The sequence below is a fragment of the Marichromatium sp. PS1 genome, assembly GCF_041155115.1.
Lineage (GTDB): Bacteria > Pseudomonadota > Gammaproteobacteria > Chromatiales > Chromatiaceae > Marichromatium > Marichromatium gracile.
Window position 1 is genome coordinate 43,823 of record NZ_BAAFHB010000004.1, and the last position, 18,124, is coordinate 61,946.

Annotated in this window: 20 protein-coding genes; 19 read left to right on the forward strand and 1 reads right to left on the reverse strand. The window is 67.6% G+C overall.

Features of this window, described 5'->3' with window-relative positions; all coding sequences use genetic code 11:
* Positions 1-16 precede the first annotated feature (16 nt).
* Positions 17-361 carry a hypothetical protein gene (locus ACAM26_RS09340; protein ID WP_369613504.1) on the forward strand — a complete coding sequence of 115 codons (345 nt, stop codon included), beginning with the start codon at positions 17-19 and terminating at the stop codon, positions 359-361.
* A gap of 15 nt (positions 362-376) precedes the next feature.
* Here ACAM26_RS09340 and ACAM26_RS09345 read toward each other — a convergent pair whose 3' ends face one another.
* A complete protein-coding gene (locus ACAM26_RS09345; RefSeq protein ID WP_123140818.1) occupies positions 377-661 on the reverse strand; it encodes a late competence development ComFB family protein in 285 nt (94 codons plus the stop codon).
* A 159-nt stretch (positions 662-820) separates the two neighbouring features.
* On the opposite strand from ACAM26_RS09345, the gene ACAM26_RS09350 reads away from it, so the two are divergent.
* The 18 genes from ACAM26_RS09350 to flhA all read left to right on the forward strand — a co-directional run bounded on the left by ACAM26_RS09350 (position 821) and on the right by flhA (position 18,123).
* Complete coding sequence (locus ACAM26_RS09350; RefSeq protein ID WP_123140817.1) at positions 821-1,357, forward strand: PilZ domain-containing protein; 537 nt, start codon at positions 821-823, stop codon at positions 1,355-1,357.
* Between the two features lie 208 nt (positions 1,358-1,565).
* Positions 1,566-2,951 (forward strand): sigma-54-dependent Fis family transcriptional regulator, encoded by a 1,386-nt coding sequence (locus ACAM26_RS09355; RefSeq protein WP_123140816.1) that lies wholly within the window; start codon positions 1,566-1,568, stop codon positions 2,949-2,951.
* A 258-nt stretch (positions 2,952-3,209) separates the two neighbouring features.
* Positions 3,210-3,545 (forward strand): flagellar hook-basal body complex protein FliE, encoded by a 336-nt coding sequence (gene fliE / locus ACAM26_RS09360; protein ID WP_025275171.1) that lies wholly within the window; start codon positions 3,210-3,212, stop codon positions 3,543-3,545.
* Positions 3,546-3,582: 37 nt separating this feature from the next.
* Entirely contained in the window at positions 3,583-5,238 is a 1,656-nt protein-coding gene (gene fliF, locus ACAM26_RS09365; protein ID WP_369613505.1) for a flagellar basal-body MS-ring/collar protein FliF, read from the forward strand.
* Positions 5,228-6,238 (forward strand): flagellar motor switch protein FliG, encoded by a 1,011-nt coding sequence (gene fliG, locus ACAM26_RS09370; protein WP_123141885.1) that lies wholly within the window; start codon positions 5,228-5,230, stop codon positions 6,236-6,238. Before fliF ends, fliG begins: the two co-directional genes overlap by 11 nt.
* The gene (locus ACAM26_RS09375) at positions 6,235-7,074 is read left to right on the forward strand and encodes a FliH/SctL family protein (protein ID WP_132230563.1); all 840 of its coding nucleotides are present in this window, start codon (positions 6,235-6,237) and stop codon (positions 7,072-7,074) included. The genes fliG and ACAM26_RS09375 overlap by 4 nt, the downstream gene beginning before the upstream one ends.
* Positions 7,071-8,450, forward strand: a complete 1,380-nt coding sequence (fliI, locus tag ACAM26_RS09380; RefSeq protein WP_123140812.1) for a flagellar protein export ATPase FliI — start codon at positions 7,071-7,073, stop codon at positions 8,448-8,450. The genes ACAM26_RS09375 and fliI overlap by 4 nt, the downstream gene beginning before the upstream one ends.
* Positions 8,447-8,884, forward strand: a complete 438-nt coding sequence (fliJ, locus tag ACAM26_RS09385; protein WP_123140811.1) for a flagellar export protein FliJ — start codon at positions 8,447-8,449, stop codon at positions 8,882-8,884. The genes fliI and fliJ overlap by 4 nt, the downstream gene beginning before the upstream one ends.
* A 71-nt stretch (positions 8,885-8,955) precedes the next feature.
* A complete protein-coding gene (locus tag ACAM26_RS09390; RefSeq protein WP_369613506.1) occupies positions 8,956-10,368 on the forward strand; it encodes a flagellar hook-length control protein FliK in 1,413 nt (470 codons plus the stop codon).
* Positions 10,369-10,629: 261 nt separating this feature from the next.
* Positions 10,630-11,172: a flagellar basal body-associated protein FliL gene (fliL, locus tag ACAM26_RS09395; protein ID WP_123140809.1), complete on the forward strand. Its 543-nt coding sequence runs from the start codon at positions 10,630-10,632 to the stop codon at positions 11,170-11,172.
* A 16-nt stretch (positions 11,173-11,188) separates the two neighbouring features.
* A complete protein-coding gene (gene fliM, locus ACAM26_RS09400; RefSeq protein WP_123140808.1) occupies positions 11,189-12,187 on the forward strand; it encodes a flagellar motor switch protein FliM in 999 nt (332 codons plus the stop codon).
* Complete coding sequence (fliN, locus tag ACAM26_RS09405) at positions 12,184-12,639, forward strand: flagellar motor switch protein FliN (RefSeq protein ID WP_190287937.1); 456 nt, start codon at positions 12,184-12,186, stop codon at positions 12,637-12,639. Before fliM ends, fliN begins: the two co-directional genes overlap by 4 nt.
* A complete protein-coding gene (fliO, locus tag ACAM26_RS09410) occupies positions 12,636-13,064 on the forward strand; it encodes a flagellar biosynthetic protein FliO (RefSeq protein WP_123140806.1) in 429 nt (142 codons plus the stop codon). Before fliN ends, fliO begins: the two co-directional genes overlap by 4 nt.
* The gene (fliP, locus tag ACAM26_RS09415; protein WP_123140805.1) at positions 13,061-13,804 is read left to right on the forward strand and encodes a flagellar type III secretion system pore protein FliP; all 744 of its coding nucleotides are present in this window, start codon (positions 13,061-13,063) and stop codon (positions 13,802-13,804) included. Before fliO ends, fliP begins: the two co-directional genes overlap by 4 nt.
* Before the next feature lie 10 nt (positions 13,805-13,814).
* The gene (gene fliQ / locus ACAM26_RS09420; RefSeq protein WP_005224619.1) at positions 13,815-14,084 is read left to right on the forward strand and encodes a flagellar biosynthesis protein FliQ; all 270 of its coding nucleotides are present in this window, start codon (positions 13,815-13,817) and stop codon (positions 14,082-14,084) included.
* 7 nt (positions 14,085-14,091) lie between these two features.
* A complete protein-coding gene (gene fliR / locus ACAM26_RS09425; protein WP_123140804.1) occupies positions 14,092-14,865 on the forward strand; it encodes a flagellar biosynthetic protein FliR in 774 nt (257 codons plus the stop codon).
* A 1-nt stretch (position 14,866) separates the two neighbouring features.
* Positions 14,867-16,012 carry a flagellar biosynthesis protein FlhB gene (gene flhB, locus ACAM26_RS09430; RefSeq protein WP_369613507.1) on the forward strand — a complete coding sequence of 382 codons (1,146 nt, stop codon included), beginning with the start codon at positions 14,867-14,869 and terminating at the stop codon, positions 16,010-16,012.
* A complete protein-coding gene (gene flhA, locus ACAM26_RS09435; RefSeq protein ID WP_123140802.1) occupies positions 16,012-18,123 on the forward strand; it encodes a flagellar biosynthesis protein FlhA in 2,112 nt (703 codons plus the stop codon). The genes flhB and flhA overlap by 1 nt, the downstream gene beginning before the upstream one ends.
* The last annotated feature ends 1 nt before the right edge of the window (position 18,124 follow it).

An 18,124-nucleotide genomic window follows, 5' to 3' on the forward strand; every position in this document is an offset into this window, starting at 1 on the left:
CGCAGGAGTGAGCACCATGATCGATGTCCCGGTTTCGGTTCCCTTCGTCCCCACCGGTGCGCGTCCGAGCATGTCGGAGCGGCTTGGGCTCGGGCGGGTGGCCACGCGCCCCGAGTCGACACGTCCGGTCAACGATCCCGAGGCGGTCGGCCCGCGCCGCCCGAGCGACGAACAGGCGCGCGACGGCGCAGTGCTGGGTGGCGAGATCGGCGCCCGCGTCCGTCTCGCACTCGAGGCCGGCGAGCACACCGCCGAACCCGCCTCCATGACCTCGCAGACGAGCGGGGAGGCGCGCTTGAGCGCGGCGCTGGATCCCGGGCCGGCGGCGCCGACGCGCGGGTCGTTCGACGCCGAGGCCTGAGCCTCGCTGTCGGGGTCAGTCTTCCTCGTGGGGCCGCGGTGTGCGGCGGCGGCGGGTGGTCTCGAAGGCGAAGGCCACGGCGTCGGCGACCTCCTCGGCCATGCGCGAGCGTTCCTCGTCGCTCTGGTGCGAGGCGAAGTCGATGCTGTGGCGTACGTAGCGCGGCGGCAGATAATTGAGCGCGACACAGGCGAGATCGTCAAAGTAGTCTGCGTCGAAGGCTTCGCCGCGCTCGGCGAGCAGCTCGCTGATACGCGCGGCGACCAGGCGTTCATAGTGATTCTCGATGCTGGAGAGCATGACGGTCGACTCCGGTTCTGCCTATCGGGATGGCGCCGGCCCCGGGGGGGGCACGATGCGCCATGGGTCGGCGCTATCTTAGCCGAAGCCTCGCGATCTCGACCATGACGCAGGGCGTGTCGTCCAGCAAGTCCCGAGTTCGATCCCAAAGGAGCGAAGATGCACGATCGACACGGCTCGACCGATGCCGCCATTCCCGCCGCATGGCGGGGCGTGCTGGGCGATGGCCTGGCCATCACCTTGGTGCTGGCGCTGGCGCCGAGCCGTCGCCCCCCGACCCCGGCGGAGTCGGGGGTTCGGCTGCTCGATGCCATCGCGATGCTCGAAGACGGTGGCCGTGGCGGGCGCGACGAGACGCCCTCGCTGGAGCTGCAGCGACTCGAGGCGAAGGTCGACCTGCTGATGCAGCTGCTCTCGACCTGGATGCAGGCGCAACTCCCGGCGCCGGTGAGTGCGACCCTGAGCGCCGAGGGGGTGGTGCTGCCCGCCGCGCTGCTCGATACTGCCGATGATCGGCTCGAACTCTACCCCTCGACAGCCTTCGCCCAGCCGCTGGTGCTCGGGCTCGAGACGGTCTGCGAACTCGATGGTGCGATGGGCGCGCGCTGGCGGTTCAGTGATGACGGGCTGCGCGAGGCGCTGGGGCGTTGGGTGTTTCGGATGCACCGGCGCGCAGTGGCGCGGGCGCGGCGATAGCGCGCCTTCGGTCGCACCATGGGGTCTGCGTGCTTGACAGTGGCCGACGCGGACGTTAGAAACTCGTCGCTCCATCAAGAATCGCGATGCGCCCTCTCCGGAGCAAACAGCAAGCCGGTTCGGCGGCCGTCTGCTCGCCTTCCGCGTGTCGCGGGCGCGAGTGTCACGAGCGCGGGGCTGCGTTCACCGCGGAAGGATTGCGTTTACGATGCCGAGCGAGGGCAACCCATTTGAGCAACGCGTGCGGATCGGTGTGTTCGGTGATCAGCCGGCGCGCGACAGGACCGGACACATCCTGGAGTTCCTCGGCTGCGAGGTGCAGCCACTCGAGGCCCTCGACGAACTCGACACGATGTCACTCGCAGCACTCTGGCTGTGCGCGCCGGGGGCGCGTCTGGCCGAGCAGCTCGAGCGTGTCCGTCCACCCTCCCTGCCACTGATCTGTCAGCCGCTCGACGGTGCCCGCGAGGCGCTGCCCGGGCATGTCTGTGTGGTCGACGAGCCGCCTGTTGTCGGGCGGGTGCTGGCGGTGTTGCAGTGGTTACGGGCGGACGCGACCGATGCCGTCGAGACGTCCGGGATCGAGGGCCTGGTCGGCGCCCATCCGATCATGCGTGGGGTCAAGCGCGCCATCACCCAGGTCGCCAACAGCGATGCCACGGTGCTCATCCTCGGCGAGACCGGCTCCGGCAAGGAGGTGGTGGCGCGCGCGATCCATGCCGCCTCGTCGCGGTGCGACAAGCCCTTCGTCGCCGTCAACTGTGGCGCCATCCCGCCCGACCTGCTCGAGAGCGAGCTGTTCGGTCACGAGAAGGGGGCCTTCACCGGGGCCTTCACCGCTCGCACCGGGCGCTTCGAGCTCGCCGCCGATGGCGTGCTGTTTCTCGACGAGATCGGCGACATGCCGCTGCCGATGCAGGTCAAGTTGTTGCGCGTGCTCGAGGAGCGAACCTTCGAGCGGGTCGGCTCCAACAAGCCGATCCAGGCCCAGGCGCGGATCATCTCGGCCACCCATCGAGACCTCCAGGAGGCGGTTGATGCCGGCGCCTTTCGCCAGGATCTGTTCTTTCGTCTCAACGTCTTTCCCATCGAGTTGCCGGCGCTGCGCGAACGGCGCAGCGACATCCCGCTGCTGATCGGCGCGCTCGAGGAGCGCTTGCGCGCGCAGTCGGTGGAGACCGCGCGGCTGACCCCGGCGGTCATCGCCTATCTCGCGCAGCTGCCCTGGCCGGGCAATGTGCGCGAACTCTCCAATCTGCTCGAACAGTTGGCGATCCTCTATCCGGGGGAGCCGGTGGACCTGGCGCAGCTGCCGCCGCGCTTTCGCCCCGAGGCGGCCGCCGAGGTGCTTGAGGGGTTGCCCCCGGCCCCGGTCGCCGCCCCGGCGCTCCCGGGAGGGTGCGAGGAAGGCGCCCTGCCGCCTGAGGGGGTGGAGTTGCGCGGCTATCTCAACGAGCTCGAGCGCCGCATGATCGTCACCGCCCTGGAACAGAACGATCAGGTGGTGGCGCGTGCCGCGCGACGTCTGGGCATGCGTCGCACCACCCTGGTCGAGCGCATGCGCAAGTTCGGCCTGGGGCGCGGCGGCGACTAGCAAAGCCCCCCCCGGCCGAGCGGGAGACCGAGATTGGCCGTCAAGAATTCGACGTCCTGTCGGTGATGATGCTGCTCGTCATCTGCGCCCGGGGTTGCGCAATCCTGCCGCAGCCCTTGTCCGTCAGGCCCTGCCGCCATGCCTGAGGTTTTTGGCACTTAATTTGCAATATCCCAATCGTGTCCAAGGGTCGGGTACGCCGCTGCACCTGCGTATCCAACCGGATTACGTGGATTGAAGAGATGGGAGATTGTGAACGTGAGTGACATGCAGATCCAGAACGTCTTGCAGCAGATGCGCGCGCTCTCGCAGTCGGGACGGGTCGAGGGGAGCATGCCTGCGACGCAGCAGCCGACGGCGCCGAGCGAGGGCGGTGAATTCGCCACCGCGCTGCGCGATTCGTTGCGCTCGGTCAATGCGTTGCAGCAGGAGGCCAAGCAGGTGCAGACCAGTTTCGAGCTCGGTGAGGCCAATACCAGTCTGCCGCAGGTGATGGTGGCGATGAACAAGTCGAGTCTCGCCTTCGAGGCGACCAATCAGGTGCGCAACCGGCTGTTGTCGGCGTACCAGGAAGTCATGAGCATGCAGGTCTGAGCGCTGACGGCGCGCAGATCCACGGAGAGATTCATCCATGGCGTCTTCGCTGACAGCCGCCTTTTCTACTGGAATCAAGACCTTCAACGAACTGCCGGTGGGTCGGCAGATCGCGTTGCTGGGGATGATCGCCGGTGGTCTGGTGGTGGCTGGCGCCATCCTCTACTGGGCGATGCGCCCGACCTATGCGCCGCTGTTCTCGCGGATGGAGAATGCCGAGGCGGCCGAGGTGGTTCAGGCGCTCGATCAGCTCGGCGTGGCCTACCGCATCGATGAACTCTCCGGACGGATCGAGATCCCCCAGGCCCAGATCGCCCAGACCCGATTATTGCTCGCCGGTCAGGGGCTGCCACGCGCCTCGGACTTCGGCTTCGAGCTGCTGCAGGAGGACATGGGATTCGGCGCCAGTCGCTTGATGGAAGGAGCGCGCCATCAGCGTGCGCTCGAAGGCGAGCTGGCGCGCTCGATCGCGGCGCTCGATCCGGTGGAGAGTGCGCGGGTTCATCTCGCGCTGCCCGAGCGCTCGGTGTTCGTGCGCGAGCGCAAGCCGGCGAGCGCTTCGGTGGTGGTCCATCTGCGCGGCACCCGGGCCTTGAACGACACCCAGGTCGCAGCCATCGTTCATCTGGTGTCCTCGAGCATCCCGGCGCTCGATCCCGAGCAGGTCACCGTGGTTGACCAGCACGGTCGGCTGCTCACCAGCAACGACGACGAGATGGGGTTGTCGACCTCGGCCGACCAGCTCGACTACATCCGCCGTCTCGAGAGCAGCTATGTCGATCGGGTGATGACCCTGCTGGTGCCGATCATCGGGCGCGACGGGGTGCGGGTGCAGGTGGCCGCGGACATCGATTTCTCCCGTGTCGAGCGCACCCAGGAGTCGTTCGATCCCGAGCGCACCGCGGTGCGCTCCGAGCAGCTCAGCGAGCAGGAGCGCGTCGGCAGCGACCCGGCGATCGGCGGCATCCCCGGCGCCTTGACCAACCAGCCGCCGGCCGGTGGCGCCGTCGGCGAGGCGCCGGTGGCCGACCCGATGATGCCGAGCAGTCGCAGCATGCAGAAGACGCGCAACTACGAGATCGATCGTGCGATCTCGCACGTGCGCGAGATGCCGGGCAATATCCGCCGGCTGTCGACGGCGGTGGTGGTCGACTATCGCGAGGAGTTCAACGAGGAAGGCGAGGTGGTGCGGGTGCCGCGCACGGAGGAGGAGCTGGCGAGCATTCGCGCGCTGGTGCGTGAGGCGGTGGGGTTCGACGATGCGCGCAATGATTCGCTCAACGTGATTACCGCCTCGTTCACGCCCGCCGACACCACCGACGCCGAGCCGGTCTGGACCCAGCCGTGGTTCCTCGAGCTGGCCAAGATCGGCGCCGGGCTAATCCTCGCGCTGATGGTACTCTTGACCATCGTGCGTCCGGCGGTACGTCAGCTCGCGCCGCCGTCCGCCGACGAGGCTGCCGCCGCGCTTGAGGACCAGTCGGGCGAGGGCGGTGGGGCCGGCGGCGAGGGCGAGCTCGGCGAGGATACCGTGGCGATCACCCAGCAGAGCGCGGCGATCGCCGCGCTCACCGGGCCGAAGGACGGGGATCAGCAGCAGGTCGATCTCGAGGCGGTGCGCGAGCTGGTCAAAGAGGATCCGAAACGCGTGGCACAGGTGATGAAGAGCTGGCTGAACGAAGATGGCAACTGATCCGTCCAAGCGCCCCGGCCCCGAGCAGGTGGCAATCTTCCTGATGAGCATCGGTGAGGGGCCAGCCGCCGAGGTGCTCAAGCACATGGGACCGAAGGAGGTGCAGAAGATCGGCACCGCCATGGCCTCGCTCGAGCGGGTCTCGCGCACCGATATCGACTATGTGCTGAAACGTTTCTCGGAGACGGCCATGGAGCACACCTCGCTCGGGATCGGCGCCGAGGACTATGTGCGCTCGGTGCTCAACTCCGCGCTCGGCGAGGACAAGGCCTCGGGGCTGATCGACCGCATCCTGCTCGGTCGCAACTCCAAGGGGCTCGAGGCGCTCAAGTGGCTCGATCCGCGCGCCATCGCCGAGATGATCCGTCACGAACACCCGCAGATCGTCGCCATCGTGCTCTCGCACCTCGACGCCGACCAGGCCGCCGAGACCCTCTCCTATCTCCCCGACCGGATGCAGTCGGATATCGTGCTGCGCATCGCCACCCTCGACGGCGTCCAGCCCGCAGCGCTCCACGAGCTCGACGAGATCCTCGAGCGCCAGCTCTCGGGCAAGAACACCGCCAAGTCCTCGATGGTCGGCGGGGTCAAGACCGCCGCCGACATCCTCAACTTCATGGACGCCTCGCAGAGCACCAACGTGATGTCCGGGGTCACCCAGGTCGACGAGGATCTCGGCGAACGCATCCAGGAGCTGATGTTCGTCTTCGAGAGCCTGGTCGACGTCGACGATCGCGGTATCCAGACCCTGCTGCGCGAGATCTCCACCGACTCGCTGGTGCTTGCGCTCAAGGGCGCCGATGACGCGCTCAAGGACAAGATCTTCAAGAACATGTCCAAGCGCGCCGCCGAGATGCTGCGCGAGGACCTCGAGGCCAAGGGGCCGGTGCGGTTGAGCGACGTCGAGGGGGCGCAGAAGGAGATCCTTGCCGTGGCGCGTCGACTCTCCGAGAGCGGTGACATCGTTCTCGGCGGGGCCGGCGGGGAGCAGATGGTGTGAGCGGCTCCGGATCTTCGGTGCTCTATGCCGACCTGCTCGACGGGCCGGTGCAACGCTGGCAGCCGCCGGATGTCGGCGCGCCGCCGCCCGCGCCCGAACCCGAGCCCGAACCCGAGGTCGAGCCCGAACCCGAGCGTTATCTGCCGACCGCCGCCGAGATCGAGGCGATCGAGCAGGCCGCGCGTGATGCCGGTTACGAGGCCGGTTTCGAATCCGGCTACAAGGAGGGGCGCGAACTCGGCCAGGGTGAGGCGGAGAAGGAGGGCCGGGCGCGCTACGACAAGAAGGTACGCGAGACGGTCGAAGCCCTCGAGGGCGTGGCCCGCGATCTCGCCGATCCCCTGGCCGCCGCCGCCGATGCGCTCGAGCCCGAGCTGCTGGCACTGGTGGTGGCGATGGCGCGACGGGTGGTGATGGCCGAGCTCGAGCAGCACCCGGAACACGTCGCCCGGGTGCTCGGCAGTGCGCTCGGGCAGCTGCCCTCGCGCAATCGCGAGATCCGCGTGCGCATCAACCCCGAGGACGCGGAGATCCTCGAGGCCTATGCCCGTGACCGTGACGAGCGCATCAGCTGGCGCCCGGACCCGGGTGTCGCCCGTGGCGGGTGCACCATCGAGAGTGGCCCGAGTCGGATCGACGCCACCCTCGAGGAGCGGTTGCGTCAGAGTGTCGAGGCGCTCTGGGGAGAGGTCGAACCGACGCCTGACGAGCCAGTGGTCGACGGCGCCGAGTCCTTGTCGCCGGCGGCTTCGGTGGATGCTGCCGTTACCGACGTTGACGCTGCGCCGGAGACGGGAGACGTCGCACTGGCCGATGAAGAGGTCGAGCAGCGATGAGCGAGCTGATCGATGGACTGCGCGAGCAGGGCACCCGCGATCTGGTCAGCGGGTTGCGCGAACGCCTGGCACAATCGGGGCGGCGCATCGACAAGGTGGCGCCGCCCCAGCCCGAGGGGCAGCTCTCGCGGATGGTCGGGCTGACCCTTGAGGCCGAGGGGATCCGGCTACCGGTCGGCGGGCGCGCGGCCATCCATACCGCCAGCGGTGGTCGGGTCTCGGCCGAGGTGGTCGGCTTCCAGGGCGAGCGCACCTTCCTGATGCCCGAGGGGCGGATCGAGGGACTGGTGCCGGGGGCGCGGATCGAGCCGCTCGACCAGCAGCGGCGCATCGCCGTCGGGCCGCAGTTGTTGGGGCGGGTGATCGACGCCAACGGCGAGCCACTCGACGGCGCCGGGCCGCTGCGCGCGCAGCAAGAGATGCCGATCGACGGGCGCCCGATCAATCCGCTCACCCGCGACCCGATCCGCACCCAGCTCGATGTCGGCGTGCGCACCCTCAATGGACTGCTCACCGTCGGTCGCGGTCAGCGCCTCGGGCTGTTCGCCGGCAGTGGCGTGGGCAAGAGCGTGCTCTTGGGGATGATGACCCGGTTCACCGCTGCCGACGTCATCGTCGTCGGGCTGATCGGCGAGCGCGGTCGCGAGGTCAACGAGTTCATCCACGACATCCTCGACGACGAGTCGCGCCGGCGCACCGTGGTGGTGGCGGTGCCGGCCGACCAGTCGCCGCTGCTGCGTCAGCACGGCGCGCTGGTGGCGACCACGGTGGCCGAGTACTTCCGCGACCAGGGGCTCGACGTGCTGTTGCTGATGGACTCGCTGACGCGTTTTGCCCAGGGCGCGCGCGAGATCTCCATGGCCATCGGCGAGCCGCCGGCGACCAAGGGCTACTCGGCCTCGGTGTTCGCGCGCCTGCCCGCGCTGGTCGAGCGCGCCGGCAACGGTGACAAGGGCGGCGGCTCGATCACCGCCTTCTACACCGTGCTCGCCGAGGGCGACGACCAGAACGACCCGATCGTCGACGCCGCGCGCGGCATCCTCGACGGGCACGTGGTGCTCTCGCGCGAGATCGCCCAGAGCGGGCGCTATCCGGCGATCGACGTCGGCGCCTCGGTCTCGCGGGTGATGAGCGCGCTGATCAGCCCCGAACACGAACAGGCGGCGCGGCGCTTTCGCGGCATGATGGCCACCTATGCCGCCAACCGCGACCTGATCGCCGTCGGCGCCTATCGCAAGGGCACCGATCCCCAGCTCGACGAGGCGGTGGCGATGTACCCGCGTCTCGAGGCCTATCTCGCCCAGCAGCGCAGCGAGTGCGTGACCTTCGAGGAGGCCCGCGACAGCCTGATCGCGCTGATGCGGGGTGGGCCGTGAGCGCCGGCATCCGTCGTTTCAAGCGCCTGCTGCGCATCCGCGAGGCGCAGGAGAACGAGGCCGCGGTGGGGCTCGCCGCGCGGCTCGACACCCTCAACCAGGTCGAGGCCCAGCGCGAGCAGCTCGAGCGCTATCTCAACGACTATCTGAACGCCCTGGTGCCGGAGGATGTCAACATGCTCAAGCAGTTGGCGCGGATGCGCGATCAGCTGCGCGAGGCCCTCGATCAGCAGGAGCTGCGTGTCGATGCCGCTCAGGCACAGGTCGATCAGGCTCGTGCGTTCTGGCTCGAGCGCCATCAGGCGAGCCTGTCGCTGGACAAGCTGATCGAGCGACGTCGTGAACAGGAGGCGCTCCAGGAAGGGCGTCGCCAGCAGCGCGAACAGGACATGTGGGCGACCCGGCGCGCCTTCGATCAGCGTCACCAGGAATGAGGCCCGCTGATGCGACAGGCGCCTAACCGGGGCGGTGCAAGCCCCCTTCATCAATAGCGAGGATCGCGGTCATGCAAGCGCAAACAGCTCAGTTACAGCCATATGGCCTGTTGCAGCTGCTCTCCGGCGCCACGACCGGGGCGGCGGCGGTTGATCCCGCGGGGGAGGGCGGCGCCTTCACCGAGGCGCTCGAGGGCCAGCTGCGCGAGCTGCTCTCGGGCTGGGGCGTCGACCTCGAAGAACTCGACTCCGAGTTGCAGGGGGCCGAGACCCCGGATGAGGCCTTGGCCTCGCTGGTCGCCTTGCTCCAGCAACTCCCCGCCGAGCTGCCGAGCGCTGTCGTCCCGAGCGGGGGCGTGGTCGCGCCCGCACTCCCGGGCAGCGGGCCGAGCACGGGGGAGGCCGTGGTGCTCGCCGCGTTGCAGCAACTTCCGCTCGGACAGGGCCGGGCGCTCGGCGCGCGGCTGCCCGGTGAGGAGATGGCGGGGCGCGGCGAGGCCCTGCTCAACGCATTGCAGACCCAGCTCGATGCCGCGACCACCGGCACCGAGAGTGCCGATGGTGCCGACGATCTGGTGGCGCGGCTGCGGGGGTTGCTGCGAGGCGAGACGAGCAGCGTCGAGCTCTCGGCGGCGGAGCGTGCAAGCCTGACGGCGCTGCTCCAGCAACAGGGGGGTGGGGCGTCGACCGAGGACGGGCTCGAGACGCTGGCGCCGGTCCTGCGGTCGTTGTTGCAGTCGGTGACGACGGACGGCAGCGATGCCGATCCCGAGGCCTTGCTCAGGGGGGCGGTGAGGTCGGGCGAGGGTGCTGATCTTGCGGCCCTGTCGTTGTCGCCGGGGCTGACGCGTGCGCTCCAGCCGGAGATCGACGGCAGTCGTGAATTCTCGCGCGAGGCGTTGTTCGAGCTGTTGCAGCGCTGGGGCGGTCATGATGGCGCCTCGGTTGTCGAGCAGGAGCGAGACCAGGACTCGCGGCTTGCGGTGTCGGCGCCGACCGGCACCGGCGCGACGACTCAGCCGGCGGGCGCCGAGACCAGTCGCCCCTTGGTGCTCGATTTCCAGCAGCTACTGCGCCCGGGGGGCGAGCGTGCGCTGGTCGAGCGCATGCAGTGGCTGGCTCGCGCCGGAGAGGATGCGGCCGAGATCAAGCTGCACCCGCCGAGCCTGGGGGCGCTCGAGGTACGGGTGGCGATGGAGGGCGACAAGGCCAATGTGCAGTTCTTCGCCGCCAACCCAGTCGCCCGCGAGGTGCTCGAGGCGGCATTGCCGCGGCTGCGCGACTCGCTGGCCCAGGAGGGGATGTCGCTCGGCGAGGTGACCATTGCCGACCAGCCGCCGCAGCAACAGGATCGCGGTTCCCAGGCCGATCGTGACGGTGGCGCCGGTCGTGGCGAGGGTGGTGGCGATCCGGGAGAGACCGGCGAGCCCTTGACCCACAGCACCCTCGGCGCCCTGTCGCAACGGCTCGATCTGTTCGTCTGATCGCGGCGTTACCGTCCTCCCGGCCGAGCGCCGTTCCCGCCTCCCTACGTCCAGTCATCGGGCTTTGATAGACTGCTCCGATGTGCGGGCGCGCGGCCTGGTCTGGTGCCGCGTCGTGCGTCCGGCGCGTGCCCGAGGCTCGACGCTCCAGTGGTGTCAATATCCTGACGCGCCTGGTCGTCTCCGCTATCGCGGCATGATCCGCTCCACGGATGGAGTCAATCCGCATCCCGCGCGGATGCCAGTCAATTCGGGTGAACCATGGCGAAGAACAAGAAGGCCGAGACCGACGAGGCCGCGAAACCGTCGGGTAAGTGGAAGCTGATCATCCTGATCCTGCTGGTGGTGCTGGTCCTCGCCGGCGGTGGGGGAGCGGCCTATTTCTTCCTGATGGGCGGCGATGATCCCGAGGCCGAGGGTGAGGAGGCGGCCGAGCAGGGCACCGAGATGGTCGCGCCCGGCGCCGCAGCGCCGGCGGCTCCGCTGGGACCGATGATCTACCGTCCGCTCGACTCGATGACGGTCAATCTGTCGGCCGAGGGGCCGGTACGCTTCCTCCGTGTCGGGGTAACGGTGATGACCCGTGACGAGGCGGTGGCGGCCGCCATCGAGAAGCACATGCCGATGATCCGCAACGACTTCCTGGCTCATCTGGCCGCGCAGGACTATGCCCAGCTCAACACCCCTGAGGGCAAGGACGCGTTGCGTGCGGCGCTCACCGAGATGCTCAGCGCGGCGCTGATCAAGGTCGGCGAGCCGGCACGGATCGAGGGCGTCCTGTTCACCGATCTGGTGATGCAGTAACAGAGGACAGGCGGCGATGGCCCAGCAGACCGACATCCTCAGTCAGGACGAGATCGATGCGCTGTTGCATGGTGTCGACAGCGGGGATATCGATACCGAGGACAACCCCTATCCGGCCGATGGCCAGATCCGGCCCTTCAATCTCGCCAGCGAGGAGCGCATCGTGCGTGGGCGAATGCCCACGCTCGACATGATCAACGAGCGCTTCGCCCGCTATCTGCGCGTGCACCTGTTCAACCTGTTGCGTCGCTCCTCGGAGATCTCGGTGGTCGGCACCAAGGTCACCAAGTTCTCCGAGTACATCCACTCGCTCTACGTCCCCACCAGCCTCAACCTGGTGCGGGTGACGCCGCTGCACGGCACCGCGTTGTTCGTCTTCGACCCGCGACTGGTGTTCACCCTGGTCGACAACTTCTTCGGCGGCGACGGGCGCTATTACTCGCGCATCGAGGGCCGTGACTTCACCCCGATGGAGCTGCGCGTCATCCAGAACCTGCTCCATGCCGCCTTCGACGACATGAAGAAGGCCTGGGAGCCGGTGATGGACCTGACCTTCGAGTACGTCAACTCGGAGGTCAATCCGCAGTTCGCCAACATCGTCAGCCCCACCGAGATCGTGGTGATCAACGATTTCCACATCGAACTCGAGGGCGGCGGCGGCAACCTCCACGTGACCCTGCCCTACTCGATGATCGAGCCGATCCGCGAGCTGCTCGACACCGGTCTGCAGTCCGACCGCTCCGGGGTCGACGAGCGTTGGTTGCACGCGCTCCAGGAGGAGGTGCAGATCGCCGAGGTGGAGATCTTCTCGATGCTCACCGAGGCGACCTTGACGGTGCGCGAACTGCTCGATGTCCGCCCCGGCGACATCATCCCGGTCGAGCTGCCGGAGACCGTGGTGCTCAACGTCGAGGATATCCCGACATTTCGGGGCAAGTTCGGCACCTCGAACGGCAACAACGCCATCAAGATCACTGAATTCCTGCAAGGGAGCAAGGAGACGACGACGCCATGAGTCCGGAGAAAGGCAAGGGCCAGGACGATGCCGCGCTGGCCGACGACTGGGCGGCGGCACTCGAGGAGCAGAAGGAGTCCGATACCCCGCCGCAGACGACGCCGGGTGGGGCCATCCATGAGTTCGGCGCCGGTTCGCCACAGCCGATGACGCCGGAGGACTTCACCGACAATCAGACGCCGCCGTCGGACAACGTCAACCTCAACATGATCCTCGACGTGCCGGTGACCATCTCGATGGAGATCGGCCGGGCCAAGATCCCGATCCGCAACCTGCTCCAGCTCAATCAGGGCTCGGTGGTGGAGCTCGACCGGCTGGCCGGTGCGCCGCTCGACGTCCTGGTCAATGGCACGCTCATTGCTCATGGTGAAGTCGTGGTGGTCAACGAGAAGTTCGGTATCCGTCTGACCGACGTCATCAGTCCCAGCGAGCGTGTGCGAAAACTCAAATGAGATCAATGCGGTCGAGCTCGACGCCAATCCTCGTCGGCATCCTGGCGCTGCTCCCGGGGGCGGCCTGGTGCGCCGATGTCGAGCTGACCAGCGCCGGATATCTGGCGCAGCTCTTCGGCGCGCTGGTGCTGGTGATCGCCGCCATCCTCGGCCTGGCCTGGCTGCTGCGCCGGCTGCCCGGCGGGGTGGGGCGGGCCGCTGACCAGCCGATCTCGATCCTCGCGGTACGCGCCATCGGTGCGCGCGACCGACTGCTGCTGGTCCAGGTCGGCGAGGAGCAGCTGCTGATCGCCGCCGGCGCCACCGGCATGCGTACCCTGCACCGGCTGCGCAAGCCGGTGAGCGTCGCGCCGCCGGAGAACGGTGGCGGGGTCGATTTCGCCACGCTGCTCAAGCAGAGTCTGGGTCGGCGGGGGCGGTCGTGAGCGCGCGTCACTGGTTGCTGCTCGCGTTGCTGTTGCTGCCGGGGCTCGCCCTGGGGCAGCCGGGGGGGCTTGCTGCGGTGACCGTCACCGATGGCGCCGACGGTGGGCAGACCTACTCGGTCACCCTCCAGGTGCTGCTGTTGATGACGCTGCTGACGCTGTTGCCGTCGGTGCTGATCATGATGACCTCCTTCACCCGCATCATCGTGGTGCTGGCGTTGTTGCGCCAGGGGCTGGGGACCACCCAGACGCCCTCCAACCAGGTGCTCCTCGGGCTGGCGCTGTTTCTCACCCTGTTCATCATGGCGCCGGTGTTCCAGGAGGTCTACGACACCGCGGTCAAGCCCTACATGGACGAGGAGATCAGCACCGAGGCGGCGATCGGTCAGGCGGTGGAGCCGCTGCGGCGCTTCATGATCGCCCAGACCCGCGAGACCGACCTGGCGATGTTCGCCGAGATCCGCGGCATCGACGGTTTCGACTCGCCCGAGGCGATCCCCTTGAGCATGCTGGTGCCGGCCTTCGTCACCAGCGAACTCAAGACCGCCTTCCAGATCGGCTTCCTCATCCTGATCCCCTTCCTGATCATCGATCTGGTGGTGGCCAGCGTGCTGATGTCGATGGGCATGATGATGCTCTCGCCGCTGATCATCTCGTTGCCGTTCAAGATCATGCTGTTCGTGCTGATCGACGGCTGGCCGCTGCTGATGGGCACCCTGGCGCAGAGTTTCTACAGTTGAGGATGATGCTATGACTCCCGAAATGGTGATCGACGTCGGCAAGGACGCGGGCATGGTCGTGGTGCTGCTCTCGGCCCCGGCGCTGCTGACCGCGCTCGCCGTCGGTCTGGCGATCGGGATGATCCAGGCCGCCACCCAGATCCAGGAGATGACGCTGACCTTCATCCCCAAGCTGCTCGGCATGGGGGTGGCGCTGCTGTTCACCGGCCACTGGATGCTGGCGCTGGTCACCGACTACACCATCAGGCTTTATCACAGCATCCCCGAGCTGATCGGCTGAACCGCGGATGGTGATCTCATTCGACACCCTGCTCGACTGGGTGGGGATGTTCGTCTGGCCCTTCGTGCGCATCAGCGCCATGCTGCTGGTCGCGCCGATCTTCGGCGCCCGGACCGTCAACGCCCGTGTCCGGCTGTCGCTGGGCTTGCTGCTGGCGATCCTGGTCGCACCCCTGTTGCCACCGTTTCCCGCCATCGATCCACTCAGCATGGAGGGATTGGTGGTCGCCCTCCAGCAGGTGCTGATCGGTGTCATGATGGGCTTTGTCGCCCAGCTGGTATTCGCCGCCGTGACCCTGGCCGGCGAGAGCATTGCCTTGTCGATGGGATTGGGCTTCGCCTCGGTGATCGACCCCGCCGGCGGGGTACAGGTGCCGATGGTGTCGCAGTACTTCGTGATCCTCACCACGTTGCTGTTCCTCGCCTTCGATGCCCATCTGGTGTTGCTCCAGCTGATGACCCTGAGCTTCGAGGTGATGCCGGTGGGGATGCAGGGGCTGGTTGCCGAGGACTTCTGGCGCATCGCCGGGTTCGGTACCACCATGTTCGCCGGCGCCTTGCTGATCGCGCTGCCGGCGGTGGCCTCGTTGTTGCTGGTCAATCTCGCCATGGGCGTGGTCACCCGTGCCGCGCCTCAGCTCAACATCTTCGCGGTCGGTTTCCCGGTGACCCTGCTGATGGGGTTCGTGCTCATCATACTGATCCTGCCGGGGCTGCCGGCGCGGATCGGGGATCTGCTCACCGCCGCTTTCCTGCTGATCCAGCGGCTGCTCGGGGTGTGACATGGCCGAGAACGAGAACGGCCAGGAAAAAACCGAAGAACCGACCGCCAAACGCCAACGCGAGGCGCGCGAAAAAGGCCAGGTGCCACGCTCGCGAGAGTTCAACACCCTGATGGTGTTGCTCGCCGGTGCCGGCTTCATGGTGTTCTTCGGTGGTCATCTCGGCGGCCAGCTCGCCGCCCAGATGGCCGATGGCTTCACCCTGGAGCGCGAGCTGTTCTACGACACCCAGCGACTGCTGCCCTATCTGGCCAGCCAGATCGGTCGCGCGTTGCTGACCCTCGCGCCGCTGTTCGCGTTGCTCTTCGTGGTCGCGCTACTCGGGCCGATCCTGATCGGCGGTGCCAACTTCTCGGCGCAGGCGATGTCCCCCAAGCTCAATCCGCTCAAGGGGATCAAGCGCCAGTTCTCCGCCCAGGCACTGCTCGAACTTGGCAAGACACTTGCCAAGTTCGTGATCGTCTCCCTGGTCGCCGGCATGGTGCTCTGGAGCGTTTCCGACGAGTTGCTGCATCTCGGCGAGGAGCCGCTCAAGGAGGCGATCTTCCATACCGCCGACATGGCAGTATGGATCTTTCTGCTGGTCTCGGCGGCGCTGGTGCTGATTGCTGCGGTCGACGTACCCTTCCAGCTGTGGAACCACAACAAGCAGCTGCGCATGACCCGTCAGGAGCTCAAGGACGAGTACAAGGAGACCGACGGCAAGCCCGAGGTCAAGGGACGCATCCGTCAACTGCAGCAGGAGATGGCCAGCCGGCGGATGATGGCCGAGGTGCCCAAGGCCGACGTGGTCATCACCAACCCCACCCGCTATGCCGTGGCCATCGTCTACGAGCCGGCGCGAATGCGTGCTCCACGGCTGCTCGCCAAGGGGGTTGGCGAGGTCGCCGGGGCGATTCGCGGGCTCGCCGACGAGCACGACATCATCCGGGTGGAGGCGCCGCGGGTGGCGCGTGCGATCTATTTCACCACCGATCTCGGCGAGGAGATCCCCGGTGGGTTGTTCGTCGCCGTGGCGCGCATCCTCGCCTATGTCTACCAGCTCAAGCGTCACGACCCCGAGGTATCGATGCCGACCGATCTGCCTGTGCCCGATGAATATCTCGATCCGCGCGAGGCCGCCCGCGCCGCACGGGGTAAACGCTAGTGGCCGGATTCAGTGAACGCCTCGGGGGCCTGAGCCGGCTCGGGCTGGGCGCGCCGCTGCTGCTCATCGCGCTGCTGTCGATGATGGTGCTGCCGCTGCCGCCGCTGGCGCTCGATCTGCTGTTCACCTTCAACATCTCGCTGTCGCTGATCGTGGTGATGGTGGCCGTCTACACCCCGCGCCCGGTCGATTTCGCCGCCTTCCCCTCGGTGTTGCTGCTCGCCACCCTGCTGCGTCTTGCGCTCAACGTCGCCTCGACCCGGGTGATCCTGCTGCGCGGCGCCGATGGCACCGATGCCGCCGGGCAGGTGATCCAGGCCTTCGGCGACTTCGTGCTCGGCGGTAACTTCGCCGTCGGTCTGGTGGTCTTCACCATCCTGGTGATCATCAACTTCGTGGTGGTCACCAAGGGCGCGGGGCGTATCTCCGAGGTCAGCGCGCGTTTTACCCTCGATGCCATGCCGGGCAAGCAGATGGCCATCGACGCCGATCTCAACTCCGGGCTGATCACCCAGGACGAGGCGCGTACGCGGCGCGAGGACATCGCCCAGGAGGCCGACTTCTACGGCTCGATGGATGGCGCGAGCAAGTTCGTGCGCGGGGACGCCATCGCCGGCATCCTCATCCTCTTCATCAATATCCTCGGCGGCATCGTCATCGGCACCACCCAGCACGGCATGTCCTTCGGCGAGGCCGGCAACGTCTATGTGCTGTTGACCATCGGCGACGGGCTGGTGGCGCAGATCCCCTCGCTGATGCTCTCCTCGGCCACGGCGATCATCGTCACCCGCACCTCGACGGCGCAGGACATGGGGCAGCAGGTGTTCGGACAGATGTTCGAGAACCCGCGGGCACTGTTCGTCGCCGCCGCCGTGCTCGGCATCCTCGGCGCCATCCCGGGGATGCCGAATATGGTCTTCCTCGGGCTTGCGGCGATGATGGCCGGCGGCGGCTATCTGCTCAGTCGTCGCAGCGCCCAGCCGGCCGGCGCCGAGGAGGTCGACCAGCTCCCGCCCGGGGTGGAGATGCCGCCGGCGCCGGAGGAGCGCGAACTCTCCTGGGAGGATGTGCCGCCGGTCGACCTGGTCGCGCTCGAGGTCGGCTACCGGCTCATCCCGCTGGTCGATCGCGGCCAGAACGGGCAGCTGATGGGACGGATCAAGGGCATTCGGCGCAAGCTCTCGCAGGAGCTCGGATTTCTCATCCAGCCGGTGCACATCCGCGATAACCTCGAGCTCGGTCCCAACCACTACCGTATCTCGCTGCTCGGGGTCACCCAGGCCGAGGCCGAGGTCTTCCCCGATCGCGAGCTGGCGATCAACCCGGGACAGGTCTTCGGCACCGTCCCCGGCACCCCGACCAAGGACCCGACCTTCAACCTCGATGCGTTGTGGATCGATCCGAGCGATCGCGAGAACGCCCAGGGCGCGGGCTACACCGTGGTCGATGCCGCGACCGTGATCGCCACCCATCTCTCGCAGGTGTTTCGCGAGAATGCCCACCGACTGATCGGTCACGAAGAGGTCCAGCACCTGCTCGATCAGCTCGGCCGGCGCTCGCCCAAGCTGGTCGAGAACCTGCTCTCGAAGACGCTGTCGCTGAGCGCGATCCTCAAGGTGATGCAGAACCTGCTCGCCGAGCAGGTCTCGATCCGCGACATGCGCACCATCGCCGAGACCCTGGCGGAGCAGGCGCAGAAGAGTCAAGATCCCGGCGCTCTGACCGCGGCGGTGCGGGTCGCGCTGGCGCGCTCGATCGTCCAGGACCTGGTCGGGCCTGCGGGCGAGCTGCCGTTGATCGCCCTTGAGCCAACATTGGAGCAACTCTTGCATAAGTCGCTGCGAGGCAGTCAGGGCGAGACCGTCGGGCTCGAACCCGGACTGGCTGAGCGGGTTCAGCGTTCGGTGGCCGACGCGGCCAGACGCCAGGAGATGGAGGGGGCGCCAGCGGTGCTGGTGGTCGCCCCGGAGATCCGTACCTGGGTCGCGAGCTGGTTGCGCGGCGCCGTCAGCAGCCTGACGGTGCTGGCCTTCACCGAGATCCCGGACAACCGCAAGATCCGGGTGGTGGCCACCGTGGGGCAGGGCGACGCCGCTCCGGCAAAGGCATGAT